Source organism: Flavisolibacter ginsengiterrae DSM 18136 (genome assembly GCF_059568575.1).
The window spans coordinates 105,404-131,008 of the sequence record NZ_JCANTR010000011.1; the positions used below are offsets into that span (position 1 = coordinate 105,404).

The 25,605-nt window shown below is 42.1% G+C and carries 27 protein-coding genes; 19 read left to right on the top strand and 8 right to left on the bottom strand.

The window, feature by feature from the left end; translation table 11 throughout:
- Window position 1: 1 nt before the first annotated feature.
- The 3 genes from BP74_RS12865 (at window position 2) to nagA (ending at window position 3,547) form a co-directional block, all read left to right on the top strand.
- A complete protein-coding gene (locus BP74_RS12865; protein WP_496374740.1) occupies window positions 2-685 on the top strand; it encodes a response regulator transcription factor in 684 nt (227 codons plus the stop codon).
- Between the two features lie 76 nt (window positions 686-761).
- Complete coding sequence (locus tag BP74_RS12870; RefSeq protein ID WP_496374742.1) at window positions 762-2,435, top strand: hypothetical protein; 1,674 nt, start codon at window positions 762-764, stop codon at window positions 2,433-2,435.
- Between the two features lie 14 nt (window positions 2,436-2,449).
- Window positions 2,450-3,547 carry an N-acetylglucosamine-6-phosphate deacetylase gene (gene nagA, locus BP74_RS12875; RefSeq protein WP_496374743.1) on the top strand — a complete coding sequence of 366 codons (1,098 nt, stop codon included), beginning with the start codon at window positions 2,450-2,452 and terminating at the stop codon, window positions 3,545-3,547.
- Here the strand turns inward: nagA and BP74_RS12880 are convergent.
- Window positions 3,540-3,866: a hypothetical protein gene (locus tag BP74_RS12880; protein ID WP_496374745.1), complete on the bottom strand. Its 327-nt coding sequence runs from the start codon at window positions 3,864-3,866 to the stop codon at window positions 3,540-3,542. The two genes, nagA and BP74_RS12880, sit on opposite strands and share 8 nt — an antisense overlap.
- A 170-nt stretch (window positions 3,867-4,036) precedes the next feature.
- Between BP74_RS12880 and BP74_RS12885 the strand changes: the two genes are divergently transcribed.
- A complete protein-coding gene (locus tag BP74_RS12885; RefSeq protein WP_496374747.1) occupies window positions 4,037-4,777 on the top strand; it encodes a DUF72 domain-containing protein in 741 nt (246 codons plus the stop codon).
- A 48-nt stretch (window positions 4,778-4,825) separates the two neighbouring features.
- On the opposite strand, the gene BP74_RS12890 is transcribed toward BP74_RS12885, so the two are convergent.
- Window positions 4,826-5,146, bottom strand: coding sequence for a hypothetical protein (locus BP74_RS12890; protein ID WP_496374749.1), 321 nt, complete (start codon window positions 5,144-5,146; stop codon window positions 4,826-4,828).
- 100 nt (window positions 5,147-5,246) lie between these two features.
- The gene (locus BP74_RS12895; RefSeq protein ID WP_496374751.1) at window positions 5,247-5,774 is read right to left on the bottom strand and encodes a class IV adenylate cyclase; all 528 of its coding nucleotides are present in this window, start codon (window positions 5,772-5,774) and stop codon (window positions 5,247-5,249) included.
- 94 nt (window positions 5,775-5,868) lie between these two features.
- Between BP74_RS12895 and BP74_RS12900 the strand changes: the two genes are divergently transcribed.
- Genes BP74_RS12900 through BP74_RS12910 form a run of 3 tightly spaced genes read left to right on the top strand, consistent with a single transcriptional unit; the run spans window position 5,869 to window position 8,445 of the window.
- The gene (locus BP74_RS12900) at window positions 5,869-6,603 is read left to right on the top strand and encodes a peptidase associated/transthyretin-like domain-containing protein (RefSeq protein ID WP_496374753.1); all 735 of its coding nucleotides are present in this window, start codon (window positions 5,869-5,871) and stop codon (window positions 6,601-6,603) included.
- 42 nt (window positions 6,604-6,645) lie between these two features.
- Complete coding sequence (locus BP74_RS12905; protein WP_496374755.1) at window positions 6,646-7,848, top strand: dipeptidase; 1,203 nt, start codon at window positions 6,646-6,648, stop codon at window positions 7,846-7,848.
- A gap of 60 nt (window positions 7,849-7,908) precedes the next feature.
- A complete protein-coding gene (locus BP74_RS12910) occupies window positions 7,909-8,445 on the top strand; it encodes a DUF8685 domain-containing protein (RefSeq protein ID WP_496374757.1) in 537 nt (178 codons plus the stop codon).
- Window positions 8,446-8,448: 3 nt separating this feature from the next.
- On the opposite strand, the gene BP74_RS12915 is transcribed toward BP74_RS12910, so the two are convergent.
- Window positions 8,449-8,685 (bottom strand): YgaP family membrane protein, encoded by a 237-nt coding sequence (locus BP74_RS12915; protein WP_496374759.1) that lies wholly within the window; start codon window positions 8,683-8,685, stop codon window positions 8,449-8,451.
- Window positions 8,686-8,908: 223 nt separating this feature from the next.
- Here BP74_RS12915 and BP74_RS12920 point away from each other — a divergent pair, with 223 nt between their 5' ends.
- Window positions 8,909-10,132: an acetyltransferase domain-containing protein gene (locus tag BP74_RS12920; protein WP_496374761.1), complete on the top strand. Its 1,224-nt coding sequence runs from the start codon at window positions 8,909-8,911 to the stop codon at window positions 10,130-10,132.
- Between the two features lie 25 nt (window positions 10,133-10,157).
- On the opposite strand, the gene BP74_RS12925 is transcribed toward BP74_RS12920, so the two are convergent.
- Window positions 10,158-11,687, bottom strand: a complete 1,530-nt coding sequence (locus BP74_RS12925) for a serine hydrolase domain-containing protein (protein WP_496374763.1) — start codon at window positions 11,685-11,687, stop codon at window positions 10,158-10,160.
- A gap of 98 nt (window positions 11,688-11,785) precedes the next feature.
- Between BP74_RS12925 and BP74_RS12930 the strand changes: the two genes are divergently transcribed.
- The 6 genes from BP74_RS12930 (at window position 11,786) to BP74_RS12955 (ending at window position 15,396) form a co-directional block, all read left to right on the top strand.
- Window positions 11,786-13,384 (top strand): N-acyl-D-amino-acid deacylase family protein, encoded by a 1,599-nt coding sequence (locus tag BP74_RS12930; RefSeq protein WP_496374765.1) that lies wholly within the window; start codon window positions 11,786-11,788, stop codon window positions 13,382-13,384.
- Between the two features lie 396 nt (window positions 13,385-13,780).
- Window positions 13,781-14,020 (top strand): DUF433 domain-containing protein, encoded by a 240-nt coding sequence (locus BP74_RS12935; protein WP_496374767.1) that lies wholly within the window; start codon window positions 13,781-13,783, stop codon window positions 14,018-14,020.
- A complete protein-coding gene (locus BP74_RS12940) occupies window positions 14,004-14,330 on the top strand; it encodes a DUF5615 family PIN-like protein (RefSeq protein ID WP_496374769.1) in 327 nt (108 codons plus the stop codon). The genes BP74_RS12935 and BP74_RS12940 overlap by 17 nt, the downstream gene beginning before the upstream one ends.
- A gap of 35 nt (window positions 14,331-14,365) precedes the next feature.
- A complete protein-coding gene (locus tag BP74_RS12945; protein ID WP_496374771.1) occupies window positions 14,366-14,755 on the top strand; it encodes a ribosomal maturation YjgA family protein in 390 nt (129 codons plus the stop codon).
- Window positions 14,756-14,908: 153 nt separating this feature from the next.
- Window positions 14,909-15,097, top strand: a complete 189-nt coding sequence (locus BP74_RS12950; protein WP_496374773.1) for a hypothetical protein — start codon at window positions 14,909-14,911, stop codon at window positions 15,095-15,097.
- A gap of 38 nt (window positions 15,098-15,135) precedes the next feature.
- Complete coding sequence (locus tag BP74_RS12955; protein WP_496374830.1) at window positions 15,136-15,396, top strand: type II toxin-antitoxin system death-on-curing family toxin; 261 nt, start codon at window positions 15,136-15,138, stop codon at window positions 15,394-15,396.
- Window positions 15,397-15,716: 320 nt separating this feature from the next.
- Here the strand turns inward: BP74_RS12955 and BP74_RS12960 are convergent, their stop codons facing one another.
- Both BP74_RS12960 and BP74_RS12965 read right to left on the bottom strand, forming a co-directional pair.
- Entirely contained in the window at window positions 15,717-16,448 is a 732-nt protein-coding gene (locus BP74_RS12960; RefSeq protein ID WP_496374775.1) for an ester cyclase, read from the bottom strand.
- Between the two features lie 265 nt (window positions 16,449-16,713).
- A complete protein-coding gene (locus BP74_RS12965; RefSeq protein ID WP_496374777.1) occupies window positions 16,714-16,965 on the bottom strand; it encodes a hypothetical protein in 252 nt (83 codons plus the stop codon).
- Between the two features lie 424 nt (window positions 16,966-17,389).
- On the opposite strand from BP74_RS12965, the gene BP74_RS12970 reads away from it, so the two are divergent.
- The 3 genes from BP74_RS12970 to BP74_RS12980 all read left to right on the top strand — a co-directional run bounded on the left by BP74_RS12970 (window position 17,390) and on the right by BP74_RS12980 (window position 22,666).
- Window positions 17,390-18,805, top strand: coding sequence for a glycoside hydrolase family 30 protein (locus BP74_RS12970; RefSeq protein ID WP_496374778.1), 1,416 nt, complete (start codon window positions 17,390-17,392; stop codon window positions 18,803-18,805).
- A 43-nt stretch (window positions 18,806-18,848) separates the two neighbouring features.
- Window positions 18,849-20,618: a cellulase family glycosylhydrolase gene (locus BP74_RS12975; protein WP_496374779.1), complete on the top strand. Its 1,770-nt coding sequence runs from the start codon at window positions 18,849-18,851 to the stop codon at window positions 20,616-20,618.
- Between the two features lie 101 nt (window positions 20,619-20,719).
- Complete coding sequence (locus BP74_RS12980; protein WP_496374780.1) at window positions 20,720-22,666, top strand: S9 family peptidase; 1,947 nt, start codon at window positions 20,720-20,722, stop codon at window positions 22,664-22,666.
- A 52-nt stretch (window positions 22,667-22,718) separates the two neighbouring features.
- Here BP74_RS12980 and BP74_RS12985 read toward each other — a convergent pair whose 3' ends face one another.
- Window positions 22,719-23,549 (bottom strand): ion transporter, encoded by an 831-nt coding sequence (locus BP74_RS12985; protein ID WP_496374781.1) that lies wholly within the window; start codon window positions 23,547-23,549, stop codon window positions 22,719-22,721.
- 165 nt (window positions 23,550-23,714) lie between these two features.
- Between BP74_RS12985 and BP74_RS12990 the strand changes: the two genes are divergently transcribed.
- Together BP74_RS12990 and BP74_RS12995 are read left to right on the top strand one after the other, a co-directional pair.
- Entirely contained in the window at window positions 23,715-23,933 is a 219-nt protein-coding gene (locus BP74_RS12990) for a hypothetical protein (RefSeq protein WP_496374782.1), read from the top strand.
- Window positions 23,934-24,048: 115 nt separating this feature from the next.
- Window positions 24,049-25,551 carry a PAS domain-containing sensor histidine kinase gene (locus BP74_RS12995; RefSeq protein WP_496374783.1) on the top strand — a complete coding sequence of 501 codons (1,503 nt, stop codon included), beginning with the start codon at window positions 24,049-24,051 and terminating at the stop codon, window positions 25,549-25,551.
- Window positions 25,552-25,605 lie beyond the last annotated feature (54 nt).

A 25,605-nucleotide genomic window follows, 5' to 3' on the forward strand; every position in this document is an offset into this window, starting at 1 on the left:
TATGAAAAAAACAAAGGTTTTGTATGTAGAAGATGAAATATTCCTGGCGCGTATTGTTATGGACACCCTTCGTGACCGGGGCTACGAGGTGATACATGAAAGCGATGGTGGCAATGCCCTTCAAAAGTTTACAGATGAAAAGCCTGATGTTTGTGTTTTGGATATTATGCTCCCCAACAAGGATGGCTTTTCTATAGCCGATGAAATACGGGAGAAGGATGCACTGGTCCCCATTATTTTTTTAAGTGCTAAATCCCAGCCTTCAGATGTGATCAATGGTTTTAAATTAGGAGGCAATGATTATATCCGTAAGCCGTTTAGCATCGAGGAACTGATTGTGCGTATCGAGAATGTGCTGAAGACAAAAGAAGAACCTTTGCCTGAACAGGAGGAGGTAACTATCGGTCAGTATACTTTCAACATTCTGAGGCAAACACTCAATAGTCCTTTTGAGCAGCGCAAGCTTTCTTACCGCGAAAGTGAATTATTGCGGTTGTTATATGAAAACAGGGATAAGATAGTAGAACGCAGCGAGATCCTTACTCTATTATGGGGCAGCGATTCTTTCTTTAACAGCCGCAATCTGGATGTATACATTACCAAGATCAGGAACTATCTCAAAAATGATCCGGGGATAGAAATCATTACCATAAAGGGGATCGGCTACCGTTTTGTCACCGGTTAATGCCTGACTCCACTATAATTCCAGTCTCTACATTTGTTTGCTTCTCCACTGGCATGTGTTTTTTAACCCTTTATGTATGCCGGTCATTGATAAGCGCACCGCTAAAAAGTTTATTGGTATTGCTGCAGTCATTTTATTAGTGTTTTTTCTACTGTCCCTGGTGGCGGTTAATATTTTTGTGGAGCCCACTCTTCGTAAAAAGTTACATACATTGATCATCCAGGGCTCTGATAGTCTATATACCTACAGCCTGGGCAACCTAAACGCCAATTTCTTTGGCGGTAATATTGAGGTTGAAAATCTACAGATACAAATAGATAGTAATCACTATAAAATGTTGGAGGCAAAGCAGGACCTGCCACCGCTCACCATGGAATTAAAATTGGGCAAGGGTTATATAAGGGGTGTTAGTGTGTTCTCTTTATTGGTTGGTAAAAAAATATCTATTCAGGAAATAGGTTCTAAAGAAGCCGATATTAAGCTTTCCAGGCATTTGCACCAGCACAAGGTCCAAACCAGCAAACCACCCTTGTGGAAAGCTATTCAACCATCCATAGCACAAATTACCATTGATCGAATCAGGCTGGATGGATTAAAGATGTTGTATAAAAATGCTGACACTTCTGAATCTGTGAAGCTGCAATTTGACAGGATAGATGCGCATGCCGACCAGTTAAGGATCGACAGTCTTGCCTCTGTCGATACCAACAGGATTGGCTTTGCTGAAGAGATCTACCTGAAAGTGCATGACCTGAAATACAGGACAGCCGATTCTTCCTATAAGATGAAAGCGGAGTGGTTAACATTTTCTTCTAAAGAGAAAACTATTGAGATCGACAGCTTCAAGATTCAGCCTACCTTAAAAAAAGAAGACTTTTATCAGTATTATGGTGTGCAGGCCAGCTTGTACTATATGACAGTTGACAAGGCAAGGTTCACTGGCTTGCGCTTCAACTATTTCATCCACGATAATATTATCATTGCGGATAGCGTGGTACTGCTTCAACCCAAACTATCAGTTTACCTGGATAAAGGCCAGGAGAAAAAATTTAGCAGCAAGATTGGCTCCTACCCTCATCAGAAACTACTCAAGACCGACAGTCCTATTGACATCAAAAATATTTGGGCCTCAGGTGCCGATGTCGCGTACACAGAAAAAAATGGAATTACAGGTGAAGAAGGAACATTGAACCTTGACCATGTGGACCTGCTGGTTAAGAATGCTACGAATATACCGGAGAACATTTTAAAGGATAATATATGCACACTTGTGGCAAAGGGCACCATTTTGCAGGGCAGTCCTATATCGGTTGGCTTTAAGTTTTACCTTGATTCTACCAATGGCAGGTTTGATATGCAGGGTGCAGTTGACAATATCAGCGCGGCGCAGATCAACAGGATCGCCATACCCATGGCCAATACAAAATTGACCTCTTTGCAGGTGAAGCACCTTGAATTTAAACTTACGGCCGACAACTATAATGCATGGTCAGACGTAAAAATGCAGTATTCAGATCTTTCAGTAGTCTTAAATAAAACGGACGAAAAGACAGGTGCAACTGTCACCCGGAAATTTATTACCAACCTTTTGAATAAATATGTGCTCTGGCATGATAACCCCATACCAGGCCAGCCTGAAAGAGTGGCCACACACGTACAATACTACAGGCTTACTACGCAGGCATTCTTCGGCGTGATCTGGAAGTCCATATTTGCCGGAATGCAAAATATCATGCTCAAGTCAGGATAGCATTAATTTTAACCATGCAAAAGGCGTTCAGTGCGGGTAAAATATTTAATGGCAATAACTGGATAACAGAGCAGGCGATCCTTATACAAGATGGCCATATTGAAGCTGTACTCCCATTGTCAGAGCTTCCGGATTCCATCCCATGCACACAATTTCACCAACATCGTATCATACCTGCTTTTGTGGACGTGCAGGTATATGGAGCAGCAGGTAAACTTTTTTCTCTTTATAGCAATAAGTCAACACTCGAAACCATGCACAGGGAGTTCCTAAATCAGGGAACCTGCTGTTTTCAACCCACCATAGCCACCAACACCATCGAAGTATTCAAGCAATGTATTGATGCGGTGCGGGCTTATTGGAATGATGGCGGACAGGGAGTGATCGGGCTCCACCTTGAAGGCCCCTGGCTGAATGAAGCAAAGCGTGGTGCCCATATTCAGGAACTAATACACCCACCTGCCAGGGTAGAAGTTAAAGACCTGCTGGAGTATGGCAAAGGCGTTATCACCATGATAACAGTAGCGCCTGAAATTATCAGTAATGAACTTATTGAACTAATGCTCGGTTACAACATCATCCTTTCTGCCGGTCATAGCAATACCAGCTATGCACAGGCCATGGAAAAGTTTGATGCCGGCATTTCTACGGTCACACATTTATATAATGCCATGAGTGCTCTTCATCACAGGGAACCCGGGCTGGTAGGTGCTGCCATGCAGCATAGTGGCGTAATGTCAAGTATCATCCCCGATGGCTACCATGTGAATTATGCGGCTATTGCCATAGCTAAAAAAGTGATGCAGCAACGGTTGTTTGCTATAACAGACGCCGTGACAGATACAAACGCGGGTCCTTACCAACACTTCAGGGCTGGAGAAAAATATGAGTGCAATGGCACGCTGAGTGGCTCTGCTATCAGTATGTTCACAGCATTCCGAAACCTGGTGAAAAAAGCTGGTATTGATGAAGACGAGGCATTGAAAATGTGCAGTCTTTATCCAGCACTGGCGCTAAAGATCGATGGGAAATATGGTAAAATTGCGCCGGGGTATGCAGCGCAATTCTTGGTTATTGACAATGATTTGAACCTTGTGAAAGTGATTACCTGACAGGGCTTATGGAAAGGATTGATTTTTTCCTCCTGGCATATTGAATGACCCACATGATAGTAAAGGTTGGGATAAAATCCAGCCCGGGTATCAACTCCTCGATAAAGCTAAAAACACCTCCCAAAAAGCCTTTCCGGAAACCAAACATGCGCCAGAACAGGAAAGCGGAAATGGGGGCCCAGATCAACTCTCCCAGTACCGGAATAAGGATCACAGCACTTCCAATGGCATCAAGGACAAGACATTGAACTAAAGAAGGTGAAGGTTTTTCCTCAAGAGGTAAATACTTCACTTCATTTTTGAAAAACAACTTTTTCATTCTTCAAAAGCGCTGTGCTTTTTTACACAACAGAAATAAAGACGAAATAGCCTGCCATAAAGTTGTGTGGCATATTTCTTTAAGAAAACTTTGGGTATGGCCCGTTCAGTGCAGGAGGGTAGAAAACAGTCAATCAAGAGGACTTTTAAACCAGCTCTAATCAATGAATTATGGCAGGTAGCATTCATATAGGCACATCAGGCTGGAGTTATAAACATTGGAAGGGAATATATTACCCGCCAAACCTGCCCGCCCGCCAATGGCTATCCTTTTATACCAATGACTTCAATACCACTGAAATAAACAGCAGCTTTTACCGCATACCAACTATTGAAACTGTTCAAAGCTGGATAAGCCAGGTTCCACAGGATTTTGTATTCTGTCCTAAAATGAGCCGGTTCCTGTCTCATATGAAAAAATTAAGGAGCCCGGAAGAACCACTCGAAAGGTTCTTCGCTGTATTTGAGCCTATGAAGAACAGGATGGGGCCGGTATTGATCCAGTTGCCGTCCTACCTGCATTTCAATTACGACGTGGCTGAATATTTCTATAAACTCCTGGCCACGATTTACAGAGACTATCGTTTCGTGATGGAAGTAAGGCATTCAACCTGGCTGGAAGAAGTAAGCCTAACCTTAATGTCAAAGTATAATATCGGTTTTGTCATCTCCCAATCGGGTGATCGTTTTCCCTATTCAGAAATGGTAACAGCCCAGGATGTATATGTTCGTTTTCACGGACCGGCAGAATTATATGCTTCTTCCTATTCTAATGAAACCCTCATGTCCTTTGCAGAAAAATTCAGGGGCTGGCAGGCAGAAGATCACAATGTTTGGGCTTATTTCAATAATGATATTTTCAGCTATGCACCAGCTGATGCAAAAAGGTTGATAGCGATGCTAAAAAAATAAAGAGCAATGAAGCTCTATTCATTGCTCTTTAAACACGAGACTGCGTTTTCACAGGTCATCCTCGTCCTCATCTTCATCGATATCATCATCTGTATCAATGATCAAATCATCCTCGTCAATGTCATCTTCATCAGGATCCGCATCATCTAACTCTACTTCATACTCCACCTCATCGCCTTCCACTTCATCTTCATCGCCGAGTACCAAATCATCCTCTCCTTCTTCATCATCATCATCATCTTCATCAGGGTCGGCATAATTGCCGTTGACATGTTTTGTTTCTTCTGTGAATGGTCTATCTATTTGAATTCCTTCCACTCTGGTCTTCTTAATTTCCGGTTCATTAGCTTTAAAGACGTTCTTTTCCATATCCGGCGTTTATACCATTACTCAAAAAGGTATGCCAGAAATTTCTCCTTTAATAACCCATACAGGTTCAGTGAATTATAAGGTTGGGAAATATTATATCTTATGCAGTTGAGGATTTTTTTGCCAATACCATGTCGCTATAAGACTCTGCTATAAATTGGGATTCTTCTAAACCGAATAAAGAGCTGTATTCAGCGCATTGGCGCTTCAATGTTTCCAAACCAACAGACCCATCTTTATCAATTGCCTCCACTTCCACAAATGTTCCCAGTTCTTTCACTGTGTCGAAATGAAATTTCACATTGCCGATAAAGTAGATTTTTCTTTTTTTGTTTACAATAGCCTTCACACCAAGTGCTGTGATCAAGATCTGTTTCAGCGATGCATCCGATTGATGTTGATACAATAGCACATTAGATTGTTTTGCCCCCGCGGTGTTGATCCTTTCATAATGTATCAGGGCATTTTCAATATTTCCTTCCCTGAGTTTTAATCTACCATTGGGAACATTAAAATAGGTATCCACCTGGTGGTCTTCCCCGGCAAAGAGAGGTGAGCGTTTTGTCAAAGCCGCTTCCAGCTCAGAAGAATTATCCACTTTAGCCTTGAATTCATAATTGATATGCATAAGAATAGCTTGAGCCGGCCAAAATAATACAATTCAGTTTGTTCTTTTACCATTGCTTTTACATTTTGTTTTGTTACTTGCTTCAAAGCTTTTATTGGAAAACAGATACCTGTACATAAAATTCTTACTGGCTGCCTTTCTTGTCCTGGTTTTTTCTTCCGTACAGGCTCAATATAAAGTGAAGGGAACTGTATATGACAGTTCCAGGATTTATCCCATAGAATCAGTAACGGTTTTAAGCACCAATGGAAAGGGTACTGTCACAGACTCTATGGGCCGGTATCAACTGGATGTGAGTGACAGGGATTCAATATGGTTCTCTTTCCTGGGAAAGCCTACACCTAAATACCCTATCCTGAAAATCGCAGATCTTACCCGGTTTGATATTGCATTGAGGCTAAAAATGAATGTCATGCAGGAAGTAAGGGTGCGCACCCACGTGTATAAGGAAGATTCATTGCAAAACCGGAGGGACTATGCGAAAGGTTTTAATTTCAAAAGACCCAATATTGCAGATATGACCTCTATCAGCAGTTCGGGAGTGGGAATTGATCTTGATGAGGTCATTCGTGTATTCCAGTTTCGTAAGAACAGGTCAATGGAAAAATTCAGGGAAAGATTATTGGAACAGGAACGGCAAAAGTTTGTCGACCATAAATTCAATAAGCCACTGGTGCGCAGGCTAACCCAACTGGGGGATGCAGATCTTGACAAGTTTATGTTGATATACAGGCCTTCCTATGAATTCGCACTGTATAGTTCTGAATACGACTTTCAATACTATATCAAGAAGTCGGGGGAGGAGTATAGCCGGTCCAAAACCTTTTAAGCCCTCCTCAGAATTACCTAAATTGATGGGATAATTCTAGATATGCTGCGCTTTTATCTATTTGCAATAGTTATTCTCTCCCTGTTTTCATCCTGCCAGTCTTATAAAAAAATACATAAGGATGCAGTCCTGGTTGACACACATAACGATGTGTTGTCTTCAGTTACCATGAAAGGAATGAACATTGAACAGGACCTTACCCGGAAAGCACAATGCGATATTGCCAGGTTCAAAAAAGGTGGTGTAGACATACAGGTGTTCTCTATTTTTTGCGATGAAAAATTTGGTAAGGATACGGCATTCAAATTTGCCAATATTGAGATCGATTCTTTGTATGCTATTGTCAGACGCAACCCGGGAAGGATGATGATGGTGACAGATCCTCTCCAATTAAATGCTGCCGTTCGTCAACATAAACTGGGGTGTATGATAGGCGTGGAAGGCGGACATATGATAGAGGATAATATAGCTTACCTGGACAGCCTCTATAAAAAAGGCGCCAGGTATATGACCCTCACCTGGAATAACTCTACATCCTGGGCCAGTTCAGCTGCAGATGAAAGCACTATGGTACCCGGAACTCAAAGAGGATTAACACCATTTGGAAGGCAGGTGGTACGCAGAATGAATGAGCTGGGGATGATGGTAGATCTTTCACATGTAGGCATTCAAACTTTTTGGGATGCCATCAACACTTCCACCAGGCCTGTGATCGCTTCTCACAGCAGTGTGTATGCGCTTTGCCCTGTGCCGCGTAATCTGAATGATGAACAGATCCTTGCCATTGCAAAGAAGGACGGGGTAATAGACCTGAATTTTTATTCAGGCTTTTTGGATAGTAATTATACAACACGGCAAAAGCAATTCAATGCCAGGCATCAACACGAAATAGATTCACTCAAAAATCTTAAATGGGCCTCTTATAGCATAGAGGAATGGATGGCTAAAGAATATCCTGCTGAGGCTAATGAATTGAGACCACCTTTGTCTATTTTATTGGATCACCTTGACTATATAGTGAAGCTGGCGGGCGTGGACCACGTGGGTATAGGATCTGATTTTGATGGCATTTCTTCTTCCCCTCAACAACTGGACGATGTAACCTCATTCCCCCTGGTAACCAGGGAACTGTTGAAAAGAGGCTATAAAAAAGGGGATATAAATAAGATACTTGGTGGCAATTTTATCAGGGTGTTCAAGGCCTGCCAGGAAGGAAGATCCCCCACCCTGACTGCATTGCAATAATTGATCATTAATTTCGAACCAAAGTTTTTTAACCATACAAAACCGATAAAGCATTTGGATATGGACCAGCTAACATTAGGCATTGGCACGCGCCTGCAACATACGCAGCATGGGCCCGGGGTAATAGTAGGTATTCGCTTTGCCACCTACCTCATCTCATTTATTTACCATGGTATCAAAGAGATTGATAAAGATGATATTCACCTGGAAGAGATCATCCCTGAGAATGTAACGGAGGAAATAGAAACACATTCTGACGTGGAGAAGTCGTTATTGAAAATACTGAGGCTCTGGGGTGGTATTTCAGAAGTAGTGCCGCTTGGTGAGCGGTGGCAGAAAGGCACCATGATCCTTCAGCCAGCCGACAAATCATTAAAGGCTAAAGAGGTTCCCATCGAAGACTTTTTTCATAAAATAGTGATGTTGCGCGACAGGGTGCGGGTCATGGAACAACAGATCAATGCCCACAGGGTATTGACAGATGAAGACAAGGTTAACCTGCAGCAATACATTACCCGTATCTATGGCTCCCTTACTACCTTCAATGTCCTCTTCAGAAATAAGGAGCAATGGTTTGTTGGTGAAAGCAGCAAATAATAACTATGCTCTTTTGTCTTTGTAGGATAAGGGGCTTTCCTTGAACTGCCGGGTATCAATATGCAACAAAGAATAAGCAGGGCAACTACCGGTAATAGCCGTAATGATAAATAATAAGGAGAATGCTATGACCAGGTAATTCCATGGTGAGGCAAATCCCTGTGTGAGTAAAACTATAATCAGTACAATAGCTATTACCAGGCGGAGCAACCTGTCCAAAACAGCCATATTCTTTTTCATGGTGAAGTAATTTTTTCTAAGCTATTTAAGACATAGGAATATTATTATGATTACCGTCAGGTGGATAAAACAAGCGGTTTAACGAATTATGGATTTCAATAATTTCTTCTTATAAAATAGTTGTAGATTTATTTAAGACTTCCGACTCCCTTTATAAGCACTACCATAAAATCTATCACCTTAGTAAAAGCAACCAATAAAACTTATTAACTAAACTTATTGTATGGAACAGGTACTGGCTGCACCTCTTTCGCAAACCACTATTCCCTTAAAGCGGTTATCCTACAGAATTGAATCTATTGACCTGCTGCGTGGTTTTGTAATGATCATCATGGCACTTGATCATGTCAGGGATTTTATTCATGTCACAGGCTTTAGCGACGATCCGTTAAATATGGCTACTACTACGCCTGCCCTGTTCCTTACCCGTTGGATCACCCATTATTGTGCGCCGGTATTTGTTTTCCTGGCCGGAACTTCCGGATGGTTCCAGCATATGCGCAAAAGCACGAAAGAACTGAGCGCCTTTTTGATCACAAGGGGATTCTGGTTGGTGCTGGTAGAGATCTTTATAGTTAACCTATCATTTACTTTCGATCCGGGTTATACTTTGATAGGTCTGCAAACCATATGGGCCATCGGCATCAGTATGATCATTCTTGGCCTGGTCATCTGGCTGCCCTTTCAAATGATCTTTGCACTGGGACTGATCATAGTGTTGGGTCATAACCTTCTTGATTTTTACGAGGCAAAGCATGCGCCTCCTTATAGCCCTGCCTATTCCCTTCTACATCACTTCGGCAGTTTTCCTCTTTGGGGAAATCATGTTGTGCTTGTCTTATACCCTTTCCTGTCCTGGTCAGGTTTAATGATGCTGGGTTATTGTTTTGGCAAGCTATTTACCAGTTATGAGGGAGCACAACGAAGGAAAGTTTTGACCCTATTGGGCACAGGCATCATTCTGTTGTTCATTGCCCTGAGAACTATTAATATTTATGGGAATCCGGAACCATGGACAGTGCAAAAGAACCAGCTTTTTACTTTATTCTCTTTTATCGATACGCATAAATATCCGCCTTCCCTGTTGTATATGTGCATGACCATTGGTCCCGCCATTCTATTTGTGGCCTGGGCTGGAACTGTCAAAAACGGCCTCACCCGATTTATCACGGTTTATGGCAGGGTGCCCTTTTTTTATTATGTGCTTCATTTCTTCCTGATACATACCATAAGTGCTTTGTTTTTCCTGGCCCGCGGACATAGTGTTGCAGAGGGAATGTCCGGTATCTCCAGGGGCTTCCCCAATTTTATCATTCCCGGTGAAGGCTATTCCCTTTGGGTGGTCTATGCTGTATGGATGTTTGTGGTGCTTTCCCTATACCCTGTGTGCAAATGGTTTAGCAACTATAAGCAAACACACAGGCAGTGGTGGCTGAGCTATTTGTAATACAGCATTAGGCAGGAACTGGTGATCATTTTGGTATTTCAGTAATGTGGTATTCCTGGATCAAGGCAGGACTTTCAGGGGTCAGGGTAAAGCTTACCCTGAGGTTTGCTTTTTCACCTTTTAAAATAAAGCTACCCCTTAAATTATTATCAGGTACCAGTTGTTCAACGGATGTTATTTTACCAGCTTTCTCATAAAGACTAACTGATTCTTTTTTAAGTGCATCCAGTGAATAATCGGCAAAAAAGTTTTCTGCAAAAATGCCTGGTTGTTTGGCATTGTTCCAGCCTGGTAAAAGTTTCACCAGCTCTTGTTTCCGCTGTTCTAAAATGCCGGAAGGAGGTGTGGTTCTTTTTTTCAAGCCAGCCAATTTAACGAGGGTATCTAATATGGATAAGTTGAAAACTGCCGTCGGTGCATAGGTTACATTTCCAAAACACACTACCCCAATTCCATAATCAGGCATGATGGTCCAGTTGCTGCCAAAACCCGGTAAGCCACCTGTATGGCCTGTAAATATCCTGTTATCACAATCTGTAAGCCAGCGTAGTCCGTAGGCATAGGCGGCGGCTGTGGGACAACTGCGCCCGCTGGCATATTTGAATTGTGCATTCAGGCTGCTAAAGTTGGCAGCTTTTTGCATTTCGCGCAGGGAGCTTCTTTTTAAGATCTTGTTTTCCGCACCGTTCCTGGATGGCCATGCAGAAAGGTGTAATTCCATATACCTGGCAAAATCTTCAATAGTGGTGATAATGCCTCCCATGGCTCCATAAGATCCATCATGCAATAGCGCTTCTTCTTTCCATTTATTATTCTCCCATCGGTACCCGTGCACTAATAAAGAGTCCGGCACCCTGGTATATTCATAATAAGTATGTGTCATGCCCAGTGGCCTGAATATATGTTCGGTGATGTATTGCTGATAAGGGGTTTTAGTCACATTGGTAATGATCTTGCCCAGCAATGCAAAACCAAGATTGCTGTATTCATAGGCAATACCTGGCACATTGGAGAAAGAAACCTTTGCAATGGTTTGCAACAGGTCCTTATCCGTATCCGCCAGTTGCCTGTCACCCCATGGATTGTCTTCGGGAAATCCCGCTGCATGCGTAAGCAATTGGCGGATGGTAATGGCAGGTGCATCAGTAGTGAGGTATTTAATATTTTTCATCTCCGGAATATATTTCCATGCAGCATCGTCAAGGCTTAATTTGCCCGCATCCCTCAACTGCAGGATAGCCATTGCTGTAAAACTTTTACTCATGGAAGCGATCCTGAAGCAGGATGTATTGGATGCAGGGAGCTTCTTTTCAATGTTTGCGTAACCATAGCTTCCTGTATATACCAGCTTCCCGTCCACCATCACTCCATACACCATTCCCGGGAAATGATTTTTCTGCGCCTGCTGTTGATACAGTGCATCAATAACAGCCTCTGTGCTTTTTACTTTGTTTACCCTGTTACTGTCTTCAAAAAATGGAGGCTTATAATTGGGTTGAGAAAAAGAAATGGTAAAAAGCAGTAAGGCGATAAGCAGGAATAAGACAGGCTTCATATCTTAGGTCTTTGAGATTCCAAATTAATTGATTTGTGCTTGGCACAATGAAAACATTGCTTTCCTTCATCGCGGATGGCTTACAATAACTTTAAGGCATGAAAATTTTTTGCTCCTTTCTCTTTTTACTGTTCATTTCTTTTAACACATCTGCACAGGAAACTGCTGATATAGTTATAAAGAATGGCCGCATCCTGGATGGCACCGGCAATTCGTGGAGGTATGGAGATGTTGCCATAAAAAACGGAAAGATCCTGAAGCTGGGAAATTGTGCAGGCATCACTGCAGCCAAAACTATCGATGCGGCTAATAAGATCATTAGTCCCGGCTTTATAGATGTGCATACGCATATAGAAGGAGATGAACAGAAAAACCCTACAGCCAACAATTTTATCATGGACGGTGTTACCACCGTAGTTACGGGCAATTGCGGGGCTTCCCGTGTAGATATCAAAAGATATTTTGAGCAACTGGACTCTGTAGGTCTTTCCATCAATGTAGCCACACTTATCGGTCATAATGATGTGCGGAAGGCGGTAATGGGAACGGCCAACCGGAAACCTACCGAAGAAGAAATGCAGCGTATGGAAGGCATCGTTGACCAGGCTATGAAGGATGGAGCTGTAGGTTTGAGTACGGGTCTTATTTATATTCCCGGGACCTATGCCGGAACGGATGAAATAGTAAGGTTGGCCAAAGTGGCTGCCCATTACAAAGGTGTTTATGCCTCTCATATGCGTGATGAAGGAGATAGTGTAACACAAGCGATTGATGAAGCACTGCTGATAGGCAGGGAGGCGCAAATGCCGGTGGAAATCTCGCATTTTAAACTCAGTGGCCAGCAAAACTGGGGCAGGAGTAAAGAAACAGTGGCCATGATCGTTAAAGCAAGGGAAGAGGGTATTGATGTCACCATCGACCAGTATCCCTATACGGCCAGCAGCACTTCCTTAAGCACCCTATTGCCCGATGAATTACTGGCTGATGGTGCTGACTCTATCAAGGCAAGACTTCAACGACCCGAAGTGAGGGAATATGTATATCAATATATTAAAGGAAAGCTGAGAAAGCGCAAGCTCAAACACCTCAGTTATGCCTATGTAGCCTATTTCAAAGCAGATACTACTTACAATGGGAAAAACATCGAAGAGATCAATCGCCTGAAGGGCAGGAAACACAAGATCAAGCAGGAGGCAGAAACCGTGATGGATATGATGGATGCCGGCGGTGCCGGGATGGTGTTCCATGGCATGTCTGATGAAGATGTGAAAAGGATCATGCAATACCCTTTTAATATGTTTGCTTCCGATGCATCCATTCGCATCTTCAACCAGGGGGCCCCACACCCCAGGGGTTATGGCACCAATGCCCGGATATTAAATAAATATGTCCGCGATGAAAAGGTCCTTTCGCTGGAAGAAGCCGTCCGCCGTATGACTTCCCTGCCCGCCCAGAAGTTTGGGTTAAAAGACAGGGGCATTCTTAAAGAAGGTATGGCTGCCGACATCCTGGTGTTTGATGAAAAACAGGTGAAAGATCTTTCCACCTACGAACAGCCGCATGCCTACTCAGTGGGCTTTACCTATGTTATTGTAAACGGGCAACTAGTAGTGGAGAATGGGCAGCACCTCGGCACCCGTAGCGGTAAGACCTTGAAAAATGATACGGCCAACCCTGCAACTGCAAAAAGCTTTTAAGCCCAGGAACACCATCTGTCATTTTTGCATTTTACGGCTACCCCAGCAAAAAGATTTTCCAGGAAACAGGGAATGTTTCCTTATAACCATGCCTCAGCTAGTTGCTACCTTCTATCTACCAACAGTATAGCTGCCCCCTATCTACTACCTATCTGAAGTATAGATACTGCGTGATCACCACGCACTATGTATACCGTAGATAGGGGGATGACAGGGCGTTGATAGGGAGTAGGCCGCCAGGTGACAGGTAGTAAGCATATTGTTGTTAGACTTGTAGAATGGATGATTCTTAGAGATTAGCTGCCATGAAGGCAGTTAGAAAGCCAGCAATAGAAATGTCCGTTTGGCTCATGCTTAAGTATATTTCCTCAATTTGACATTTTGTAACTTTAAGATATGGAACTAAAAGACCTCATTACTATTGACCCGGAGATATTAGGAGGACAACCAGTATTCAAGGGAACTCGTGTTCCTGTTGAGACACTGTTTGATCATTTAGAAGCAGGAGTGTCCCTTGAAGAATTTTTGGAGGATTTTCCCACGGTTACCAAAGAGCAGGCAATTACAACACTTGAAATTGCCAATAAGCTTTTGACCTCTAAAAACATTGCAAAGTTGTATGAGATTGCTGCTTGACGAAAATTTGCCTAAGCGGCTCAAGAAAGACTTTGCAGACCATGAAATATTCACCGTAAGAGATAAAGGGTGGAATGGCATCAACAATGGAAAACTATTGGAGCTTATGGTAGAAAATGGCTTCCATGCATTGTTAACTTTTGACAAGAATCTTCAGCATCAACAAAATTTTGAAAAATATACCTTCACTGTTTTTGTTCTTTCTTCAATAAACAATACCTACACGGAACTAACAAAATTATCTTCTAAGGTTCACGAATACCTAAGTATGGAAACGTTTCCTATAGGGCCAATTATAATTTGTTCCTGAAAACCATTTTACGAACCTTAATTTCCAGCCGCAATATGTTCACATTTGACAAAAAATATTTTTTTCTCGCCTTCCTCCTTTTTGTAATTGAAGTTGTAATTGCAGTTTTTGCCAGGGATTCTTTTGTGAGGCCTTATGTAGGCGATTATCTTGTGGTTATTTTGATATACTGTGCAGTTAGAACTGTTTTAAAAGCTTCAGTGTGGAAAGTTGCCCTTGGTGTACTCTTGTTCTCCTTCCTCATAGAAACACTTCAATATTTTCATATTGTAAACAGGCTTGGACTCGAAAACAACATAGTTGCCAGAACTGTTATTGGATATGGTTTTGAATGGGAAGATTTTGTGGCTTATACCCTGGGAATTCTTACCGTGCTTGCCTTTGAAAATAAGAATATGTATTACCGCAATAAAAGCAATGCATAATTTAAAGCTCTATATAATGCAACCTCTAAATAAAAATAAACTGAACCTAGGGTAGTAGGCCGGAGATAAAATGCCTTCAAAACGCAAAGCTTCATGTTAGTAGATATCAAAAACCTCACATAAGTCATTAATTTTAAGTTTACAAATTAATGTATGTCCAAGGATGAAATCAAATATGAAATAAACCAGGTTCTGGACAAGTTCTCCAGTAATGCGCTGGAAGAATTGCTTTCTTTTTTAAAACAGCTGGAGGAAAAGAAAAATTCAGCCACTCATAATTCTGATGTGTTACAAAGAATTCTAGTTGAGGATAAGGAACTCCTTGAGAAACTTGTCCAATGATAAGTCTTAGTGAGGTAGAGCAAATTCATAAAATTTAAATAGATCAATTTGGAGGCAGCCATGGAATCAGGGATAATGGGACGTTATCATTTGCTATTTCGAGACCTTACTCAACATTTGATGGCAAAGAACTTTATACAACTGCAATACAAAAGGCATCTGCACTTATTGAAAGCATTCTTATAAATCATCCTTTTGTTGATGGAAACAAAAGAACTGGATATGTACTTATGAGAATATTATTAATTGAATATGGCCTTGATATAACTGCTACTCAAGAAGAGAAATATAAGTTGTAATACATATAGCCTCAGGCAAATACAACTACAATGACATCGTTTATTGGTTGGAACACAATACCAGGAAGAATAACAGATAAAAAATCTTTTTCGAAACGGACTATCACTTTTTCCTACCAAAGATGTTTTGGTTAATCATTAATTAACCTTAAACATAGGTTAAGCATTTAGAATTAATTTTAGCCTTCGTGCTGTTTAAATGTTGCGCAATTTTTTAGTTAAGCCACTGTCATTCCTTACCAGTGCTTATAAAACAACAGCTCACTTATAATGGAGCTGTTGTTTACTTTATCAAGTGAAATATGTAAGCACCTTGTGTGCTAACTGATTTGTTTCAGTATTTCCCTGTGGCTGCTTTCTACATGGGGTTTAAATTCTTCGTACCATTTCTTCCATTCTTCTGCATGCATACTGCTGCTTAGTGAAAGTTCATAATCAGCCAGGTGCTCAAAACCTTCCTCCATAATCAGGCGGTAGGAATCACCAGTAAAGTCAGTGAGTATCCTCATATTTTGTGCCTCAGGCATCATCTGTTTGCTTTTGGCCTCATCAAGCAGTTTTTTGGCTTCGCGGAAATGGCCGAATTTGAGCCTGAAGATGTCCCTTACCAGGAAGGTGGTCTTTTGCCTGGAAGATGAAGAAGGAGCGCCAAGCTGCTGCATCAATACATCACTGGCCATATAGATGCGGGCTTCCTTGATCAATCCATCCTTCAGGTCATAACTTACACAGACAGGAAAATTGACTTCCCTGTTAGTGGGAGCTATACCCATGAATTCTCCGATATGCCTGCCACGGATGATAGCTTCCAGCTGGGCCTTGTCTTCCGTAATGATGTAATTCTTTATATCCGCTTTGGCATCGAAGGCTACATGGTAAATGTAATGCAACATGGCACCTACCTCGGCTCTGCCTGTATAGGTTTCACCTGTGCTAAGGTTCCGGTACACCCCGTCTTCGGCAACATATTTTACATCATGTGTCTGGAAAAAATCAAGCATGTTCTTTTGAGAGGTGGTCAATGCCTGGTTTTGAGTCATTGTTTCTTCCATAACGAATAGTTTATGAGGTTAAGAATGAATACATCTTTAAGCTGAACTATTCAGGGGATAAGGAGCAGTTTGGAGAGGGGGATTTTTGTTGATGGAAGGTACGAAGAATGGGAATGTCGAACAATAGAACAAGAAATGATGGAGAGAACTAAGATTGATAAGATTAGAATGGATTATTGGGGGATGTCCGGAGGTAGCCTTCTTGTCAACTAGTCAACCTGTCAACTTTTCAACCCCAGTTTATACTTTATACTTTTTACTTTAATCAATTTCCATTTACATGAACATTCATTGATTTCGAGCGGAGGTAAACCAATGCCTTGCGAAGATCCAGCGGATAGACATCCTGTTTTTGTTTCTGGCGGGCACGGATGGAAAGACGGCGAACCAGCTTCTTTGAATATTTAGCAAACATCCATAAGCCAAGAAAACAATCCAATATGACCATCAGGGGAAATAAAATGATGCTCAGGGCGAGGTAAATAAAATGACCCGTTATGTCCAGTAATTGATTCATGTGTATAATAATTCAGGATGAAAGGCTAAAAAATCAATCGTAGGATATGTAACGGATTCCGGTCGGAATTCAGAGGATGGAACTGGATAATAAGATAGACAAAGTTTTCTGTAATTCCGATGCTCTGACACAATTTCTTTTTCACGAAAGGAATACAGATCACTTCTAATAAAGAAAAAGATATGCCAAACACTACAGCCTGCTTTTTACTCGTATATCTACGTAAAGTTGTAAGGTTTTCAGAGTTTTGTAAATGACAAAATGTATGAATTGGGGATTTAAAGGTCTGAATGGGGAGAACAATTGTGGATTTTAAATGCTTTGAGTTTGTTCAAACGGTTGTTTCTTTTCCTGGTTGTCATGTTCTATGTTGTAAATGGTCTTTACATTGTGTCCTGTTCCGATCACTAATAAATGATTTCGCATGTTTGCTCCTCTCAAACTTTATAGAACTGCCATCCTTATTTATGCAACGGCATTCATTCAATTAAATGCCACTGCTCAAAAGGCAGCGGTCAACTGGTGGTTGACCAACCCTGATAATACAGCTGTATTGCAACAGCAAAAGGCAATCGTTGCTTCAGCGAAAGCAGGATCCATTAAGCCTGTTATCAGGGTGAATGATAAGGAGGTGTTTCAGACCATGGATGGTTTTGGTTTTGCCCTTACCGGGGGCAGTGCGCAGCATATTATTAAAATGTCTCCTCAAAGCCGCAAGGCATTATTGTCTGAGCTATTCACTACAATGGGTAATAACATTGGTGTGAGTTACCTGAGGGTGAGCATTGGAGCTTCGGACCTGAATGAACGTGTTTTCTCTTATGACGACCTGCCTGATGGTGAAACAGATACGGCCATGAAACATTTTGACCTGGGTCCGGATCAAAAAGATGTGATCCCGGTATTGAAAGAGATACTGGCCATAGCTCCGAAAATCAAAATACTCGGATCTCCATGGTCACCTCCTGCCTGGATGAAGACCAACCATGACACAAGGGGTGGAAGATTGAAGCCTGAATATTATGCAGCGTATGCTAAATATTTCGTGTTGTATATACAGGGTATGGCAAAAGAGGGAATTACTATTGATGCCATAACGGTTCAAAATGAACCTTTGCACCCGGGTAATAATCCCAGCCTGTTACTACCAGCGCCTGATGAAGCCATTTTTATAAAAGACCATTTAGGTCCTGCCTTTCAAAAAGCCGGCATTAAAACAAAGATCCTTATCTATGACCATAATGCCGACAGGCCTGATTATCCAATTGATATCTTAAATGATAAAGCTGCCCGGAAATATATTGATGGCTCGGGTTTCCATTTGTATGGAGGTGAAATAGAAGCGCTGACCGAAGTGCACAATCAACATCCGGACAAGCATATTTATTTTACAGAACAGATGGTGGTGCAGCCGGAAGCTGCCAATGGTTTTCATATTGCCGACCCGGTTGAAAGGGTGATCATTGGCGCCTGCCGCAACTGGTGCAAAAATGTTTTGTTATGGAACCTGGCTGCCGACCCGGAGAACAAACCATTTACAGACAGGGGTGGTTGCAGTATGTGCCAGGGAGCTGTGACCATTGATGGCAACAAAGTCACCCGCAACCTTGCGTATTATGCATTAGCCCATGTATCGAAATTTGTTCCGGCAGGATCCGTTCGTATTGGTTCAACTGCATCCGATAGCCTGAAAAATGTTGCCTTTAAAACTCCTTCAGGTAAAATGGTTTTACTGGTTGCCAATACTTCAGGACAAGACCAGGCATTTACTGTTACCTACAGGTCGCAGTCTATCGCTGCCCAATTAAAAAAAGACGCTGTTGCCACCTATGTTTGGTAGACAGCAGGTCATTGTTACTTCAACTTCATTTGAATCGATTGTTATGAATAAGAGATGGATTTTTATAAAACTTACGGTGTTCATTCTTTGCAGCTTCATTGTTCTTCAGAGTCCTGTGATTGCACAGGGATTTTTAAAATCGCAAGGGAAAAATATTGTCAATGAAAAAGGACAGAATGTATTGCTTCGTGGCATCGGGCTAGGTGGCTGGATGTTGCAGGAAGGATATATGCTGGGAATATCAGCGGAAGGACAACAGCAATACAGGATACGGCAAAGGATAGATTCATTGATCGGCCCAGCAGCAACACAGGAGTATTATGATACCTGGCTGGCCAATCATACAACAAAAGCAGATATAGATTCATTACAAGCTTGGGGCTTTAATTCTGTTCGCCTGCCTATGCATTATAACCTGTTTACGCTTCCCGTAGAGAAGGAACCAGTGGCAGGAGAAAATACCTGGCTTACCAAAGGATTTGAAATGGTAGATAGTTTACTGGCCTGGTGCACTGCCAACCATATTTATTTGATCCTTGACCTTCATGCAGCGCCGGGAGGACAGGGTAATGACCTGAACATTTCTGATCGTGATCCCTCCCTTCCTTCTCTTTGGGATAGTCAAGCCAACAGGAGCAAAACCATAGCCTTATGGAAAAAACTGGCACAGAGGTATGCAGGCAAGCAATGGATAGGAGCTTATGATATTTTAAATGAACCCAATTTCGGATTTACAGATCCAGCCGATAGGAATGGACTAAAGGAAACCAGGAATGAGCCTTTGAAAAAGCTGCTGGTTGACATCACAAAGGCGATAAGAGAAGTGGACAAAAAACACATCATCGTTATAGAAGGCAATGGCTGGGGAAACAATTACAATGGCATGCTGCCGCCATGGGATGATAATATGGTGCTTAGCTTTCATAAATACTGGAATAAAAATGACAAAGCTTCCATACAGAAATTATTAGACGCACGTGACCAATACAATGTTCCGGTATGGTTGGGTGAAACTGGTGAAAACTCTAATGTATGGTATGCACAGGCGGTGAATTTACTAGAGGCTAATCATATTGGCTGGGCATGGTGGCCTTTGAAAAAGCTTGGAGCTAATAACCCATTGCAGATAAGGTCAAACCTGAATTACCAGGATGTGCTCAATTATTGGAATGGAAAGGGAAAAAAGCCTGGCGAAAGTAATGCCTATAGTGGTTTGCTGGAACTAGCCACTTATACCAGGATAAGTACGAATAGGGTGCACAGGGATGTAATAGACGCATTGATGCGACAGCCGCATAGTAATATAACCTTACCTTTTACTAAAAACACTATAAAAAATGGGTCAACGATCAAGGCAGTGGATTATGACCTTGGTAAAAATGGATATGCCTATTGGGATAAGGATACTGCAGATTACAGAGTGTCAGGAATAAAAGGTGTGGGCAACAGGGGCCGTACCTACAGGAATGACGGTGTTGACATAGCCATGGATTCTTCACATTATGAAACCTATTATGTCAACCATATCGAGGATGGTGAGTGGCTACAATATACCATTGATGTAAAAGAAAAGGGATCTTATAATATTGGACTATCTGTTTCTTCAGATTCAGCGGGGGGTGTAGTAAGCCTTATGGTAAATAATAAAGCTGCAGCCGCTAAGCAAACGGTTCCTGTCACAGGTGGTTCCGGTCAATGGAAGACTTACTGGTTTAAAAATATTAGCCTGGCTACCGGCAAACAAACGCTCAGGGTATATGCAGATAAAGGTGGTTTCAATTTTAGTACTATAAAATTTGACCGTAGTAAATAAAGAGATATAGAATTTATTTCGGATCGCTGTAACCAGTGCGGACTAGATTGGTTCCATCAGATAGTTAGTAGTACTTTAGCTATGCTTAAAACATTGCCTGTATGAATAGAAAAATCGCATGGATCATTACCTGGCTGGTTCCAATTGTTACATTGGCACAAACCGGCCCGTCCACTCAATTACTGACACCTGAATTGTTATGGAAACTTGGCCGGGTATCGGGCCTGGGCGTTTCCAAAGATGGGAACTATGTTATTTATAGTGTCAGTACACCCAACGTGGAAACCAATAAAAATAGCAGGGAAACATACCGCATCCCCATCACCGGTGGTACACCAGAAAAGCTGGCCAATGCAGATAGCTTGTTGGTAAATAAGAACATTTCACCCAATGGCATATACATACTTTCCAACAAGGAGGTGAAGGTGAAAAAGATCAAGGGGAACGAAATATACCCTGACCTGCCTCAATCCAATGCCTATGTTTTTGATAACCTGAACAACAGGCATTGGGATACCTGGGAGGATGGTAGTTTCGACCATGTATTTGTTGCGCCCGTTGGAAAGCCAACAGAGGAAAAAGACCTGATGCCGGGGGAGCCCTTCGATAGTCCTCAAAAACCCTTCGGTGGCGATGAGGATTATGTTTGGAACCCGGATGGCAAACATGTGGTCTATGTGACCAAGAAAAAATATGGTAAGGACTATGCGGTAAGCACCAATACGGACTTGTATGAATATGATATGGAAACCGGTAAAACAAAGAACCTGACTGCTGACCGCCCTGGTTATGATATTAACCCATCCTACAATAAGAATGGGGTATTGGCCTGGCTTAGCATGAAACGTGAAGGTTATGAAGCAGACAAACAGGACCTGCTTGCCACTACACCTGCGGGTGTGATCAACCTGACGCAACACAGGGATGATATCAATGTAGAAGGATTTCGTTGGGCTGAAGATGGAAAGAACTTGTTTTTCTGGGCGCCTATCAATGGAACATTGCAATTGTTTAAAGTAGACTATACGGGTCTTACCAAAAAACTTCCCGGCATACAACAGGTTACTAAGGGGGATTTTGATATTACAGGAATTGTTGGGCAAAAAGGCAACTCATTAATTGTATCCCGTACAGATATCAATCATGCGGCAGAACTGTACACGGTTGACATCAGCAATGGCAATATGAAGCAACTGACCTATGTGAATGACTCCATGAATAATTCATTGGCCCAATGCAGGACGGAGAGAAAATTCGTTACTACTACGGATGGTAAACAAATGCTGGTATGGGTAGTGTACCCTCCAGGCTTTGATCCCGCCAAAAAATACCCAACCCTGTTGTATTGCCAGGGTGGTCCCCAATCAGCCCTGACCCAATTTTATTCTTTTCGATGGAACTTCCAGTTGATGGCTTCCCAGGGATATATTGTCGTGGCGCCTAACCGCCGTGGCATGCCAGGACATGGCACCAAATGGAATGAAGAGATCAGTAAGGATCATGGCGGGCAAGCTATGAAAGATTACCTGTCGGCCATAGATGCAGTGAGTAAGGAAAAGTATGTAGACAAGGATCGCCTGGGTTGTGTAGGAGCTTCTTACGGAGGTTATTCCGTTTACATGCTGGCAGGCATTCACAACAACCGCTTTAAAAGCTTTATAGCCCACGACGGCATTTTTGATATGCGCAGCATGTATGGTACTACGGAAGAATTATGGTTTGTGAACTGGGATTGGGGTGGCCCTTATTGGGATAAAAACAATGCTGCCGCGCAAAAAACCTATTCCCAGTTCAACCCGATCAACTATGTTGATAAATGGAATACACCTATCATGATCGTTCAGGGTGGAAAAGATTACAGGGTGCCTATCGAACAGGGATTGCAGGCTTTCCAGGCCGCACAGATCAGGGGTATCAAAAGCAAATTACTGTACCTGCCTGATGAAAACCATTGGGTGTTGAACGGACAAAATGCTCTTGTATGGCAGCGTGAGTTCTTTAAGTGGCTCAATGAAACAATGCCTTCAAAAGACAAGAAAGGGTTTTGAATAAAAGTCAGGAAGATCATTATAAAGGTGAAGCACGGCTTCACCTTTTGTTTTATAGTGCTGATCCGCAAAATTTACAATAGCGGGCATTGCTATCATGACCTTCACGGCCGCAATTGGGGCAAGCCTCTGATCCCTTATTTACCTCTCTTCGCGCCATGGCCACTTCGGCAGTGAATATACCGGTAGGTACAGCAATGATGCCATAGCCAATGAACATGATCAGTGAAGCAATGAATTTGCCCATGGGGGTAACAGGCGAAATATCTCCATAGCCAACAGTTGTAATAGTAACAATGGCCCAGTAGATGCTGTCAGGTATGCTGTCAAAACCATTCTCTCCATTTTCTACCAGGTACATGACAGAACCAAGTATAATAACCAGCGACAACACCACCAACATGAAAATGCTGATCTTTTTCATACTGGCCCTGAGTGCACTTCCCAGGAAATCCATTTCACTTAAGAAATGATTAAGCTTGAAGATCCTGAATATCCGCAGCAGTCGTAGTGCCCGCAACACCAACAATGATTGGGCGCCTATAAAGAAAATGCTGAGGTAAGAAGGTATTATGGCCAACAGGTCAATAGTGCCAAGGAAAGAACGGACATAAAGCATTGGTCTTTTAATACAGATAAGCCGTAGTATATATTCTATAGTGAAAAGAATGGTAAAGCTCCATTCCAGAATATCAAACAGCCTTCCGTATCGAAGATGGTAGCGTTTCACACTATCGAGCATAACCACCAGGATACTTGTCAATATGACCACGAGCAAGGTCACATCAAAAGCCTTTCCCGCGGTAGTGTTGGATTCATAGATCACATCATGCAGTTTTTTCTGCCAGTTGCTGTCACCGGAATGTGAAGTCTTTGCTTTCATTGTCCTTATTAAAGGTAATTAACACCCGAAGAGCTTCATAATTTTCTTGATGTCTATTGCAAACAATCGCTGGTCAAATGATGAGTTAAATTGGTTCTTCAGGTGCTTAGTATAACAAAGGGCATAATATTTTCAATAAATAGTTGATATAAAAAAGCAACAAGTATGAGCCAGGCGTTTGTTCGTGAAAGTGATGAGCAATGGCTGCACGAAGTGCAACCTACCTTAAATGCCCTTGTAGTGTACCTGACCAGGGAGAATAACGGAGTGCGGGTGTATGAACAAAAAACCTTTATTGACAAAAATGGAGTTGAGGTTCATGCCATGAGTAATGGTTTGAACTATGCAAAAGATAAGGATGGGAAATGGTACGTGGTATGGTAAATAAAAAAAAGACGTGTAAAAGTGGTAACAGGTAAAAAATAAATGCATCATTTCCTTTTCTTATAGCAATGGTGTATGTTGAGGGATAACAAAGGATAATAGCAAAATACTTACAATGTCAGCGCCGCATTTGAACGAGATCATTGATAACCTTAGCTTGACTTATCACCTTGAAAATTCCTCTTTGGGTATCATCTTATGGAACAGGCAATTGGATATTATTTACTCTTCGGAAAAGGCCCAGGAAATATTTGGTTGGGAACCTGATGCCTATTTACATAAGCCCTTTTCGCTGGATAGTATTGTCTATGTGGAAGATGCCAACAAGGTTAACCAGACCATTGAAGAAATTACTTCCGGAAAGGTCTTGCATAACCAGGGCATAAATAGAAACTACACTGCATCAGGATCTGTGATCTATTGCCAGTGGTATAATTCAGCCCTGGTAGATAAAGCAGAGCAGGTCATCAACATCCTGTCATTGGTACAGGATGTTACCCTGCAAATGCAAAATAGTATTTCCCTGCAGGCAAGTGAGCACCAGTTGTCACAGATGTTCAATGGAGCTATTGATCCAATGTGGCTGATAAAAGTGGAAGGTAATTCCAGGTTCACATTTGATAGAATTAATACGGCCTTTTCAAAGGTTACCGGATGGTCGAAAGAACAGGTAATTGGCCGGCCTATTGAAGCTGTAATGCCTGCATCTTCTCACGAGTTGGTACGTGGAAAATACAATGAATCGATACGAACCTGCAGGATCATTGACTATGTAGAAGAGGCGGCCCATCCGGCAGGAATAAAATATGGCGAGATCCGCGTCATTCCCCTGGTGGATGAAAATGGTACTGTCAATCGGCTGCTGGGAATAGCAAATGATATTACAGATAAGATCCTGCTTCAGAAAAAACTCGATGCAGAGCGGGACCTGTACAACAGGAAAATAACCTATGCAGCTATCAAAGGACAGGAGCTCGAGCGGGCCAAGGTAAGCAGTGAATTACATGATAACGTAAACCAGGTGCTGACCACTGTAAAATTGTATTTAGAACTTTGTAAGGATGGCAGAGTAGATAGTGGAGAGATACTTTCCAAATGTTCAGTATTACTTAACCGTACCATCGACGAGATCCGTAGCCTTTCAAAGCAATTGTCTGCCCCTTCTTTAGGCAAGATCAATTTCAGGGAGACCTTAAATGACCTGGCAGGCTCTATTGAAACTGCTTCACAAATGAAAGTAAATCTTAGCATTGGCCTGGAAAACTGTTCAGAAATGGATAGCGAATTACACCTGACCATTTACCGGATCGTCCAGGAGCAGCTGACCAATATTATTAAATACGCAAAAGCAGGTATAGTACACATTGGATTAGATCAAAAAGATGGTCAAATGCGGCTGCTTATAAAAGATAATGGGGTTGGTTTCGATACAAGCCAAAGGACAAACGGCATTGGGCTAACGAATATTCGCAGCCGTGCGGCCATTTTGGGTGGTAGCGTTGAAATTGCAAGTGAATTACATAAAGGGACTACGCTTATTGTTCATTTCCCTGTTCTGATCATTGGAGATAAATGCGTTCCGGCTGAAGTCACAGAGAATGTTTATGCAGGGCTGTAGATTGTAACATGTTTACGCTGATGCTGAAGGGAGTTATACTTCGTAAAACTGCGG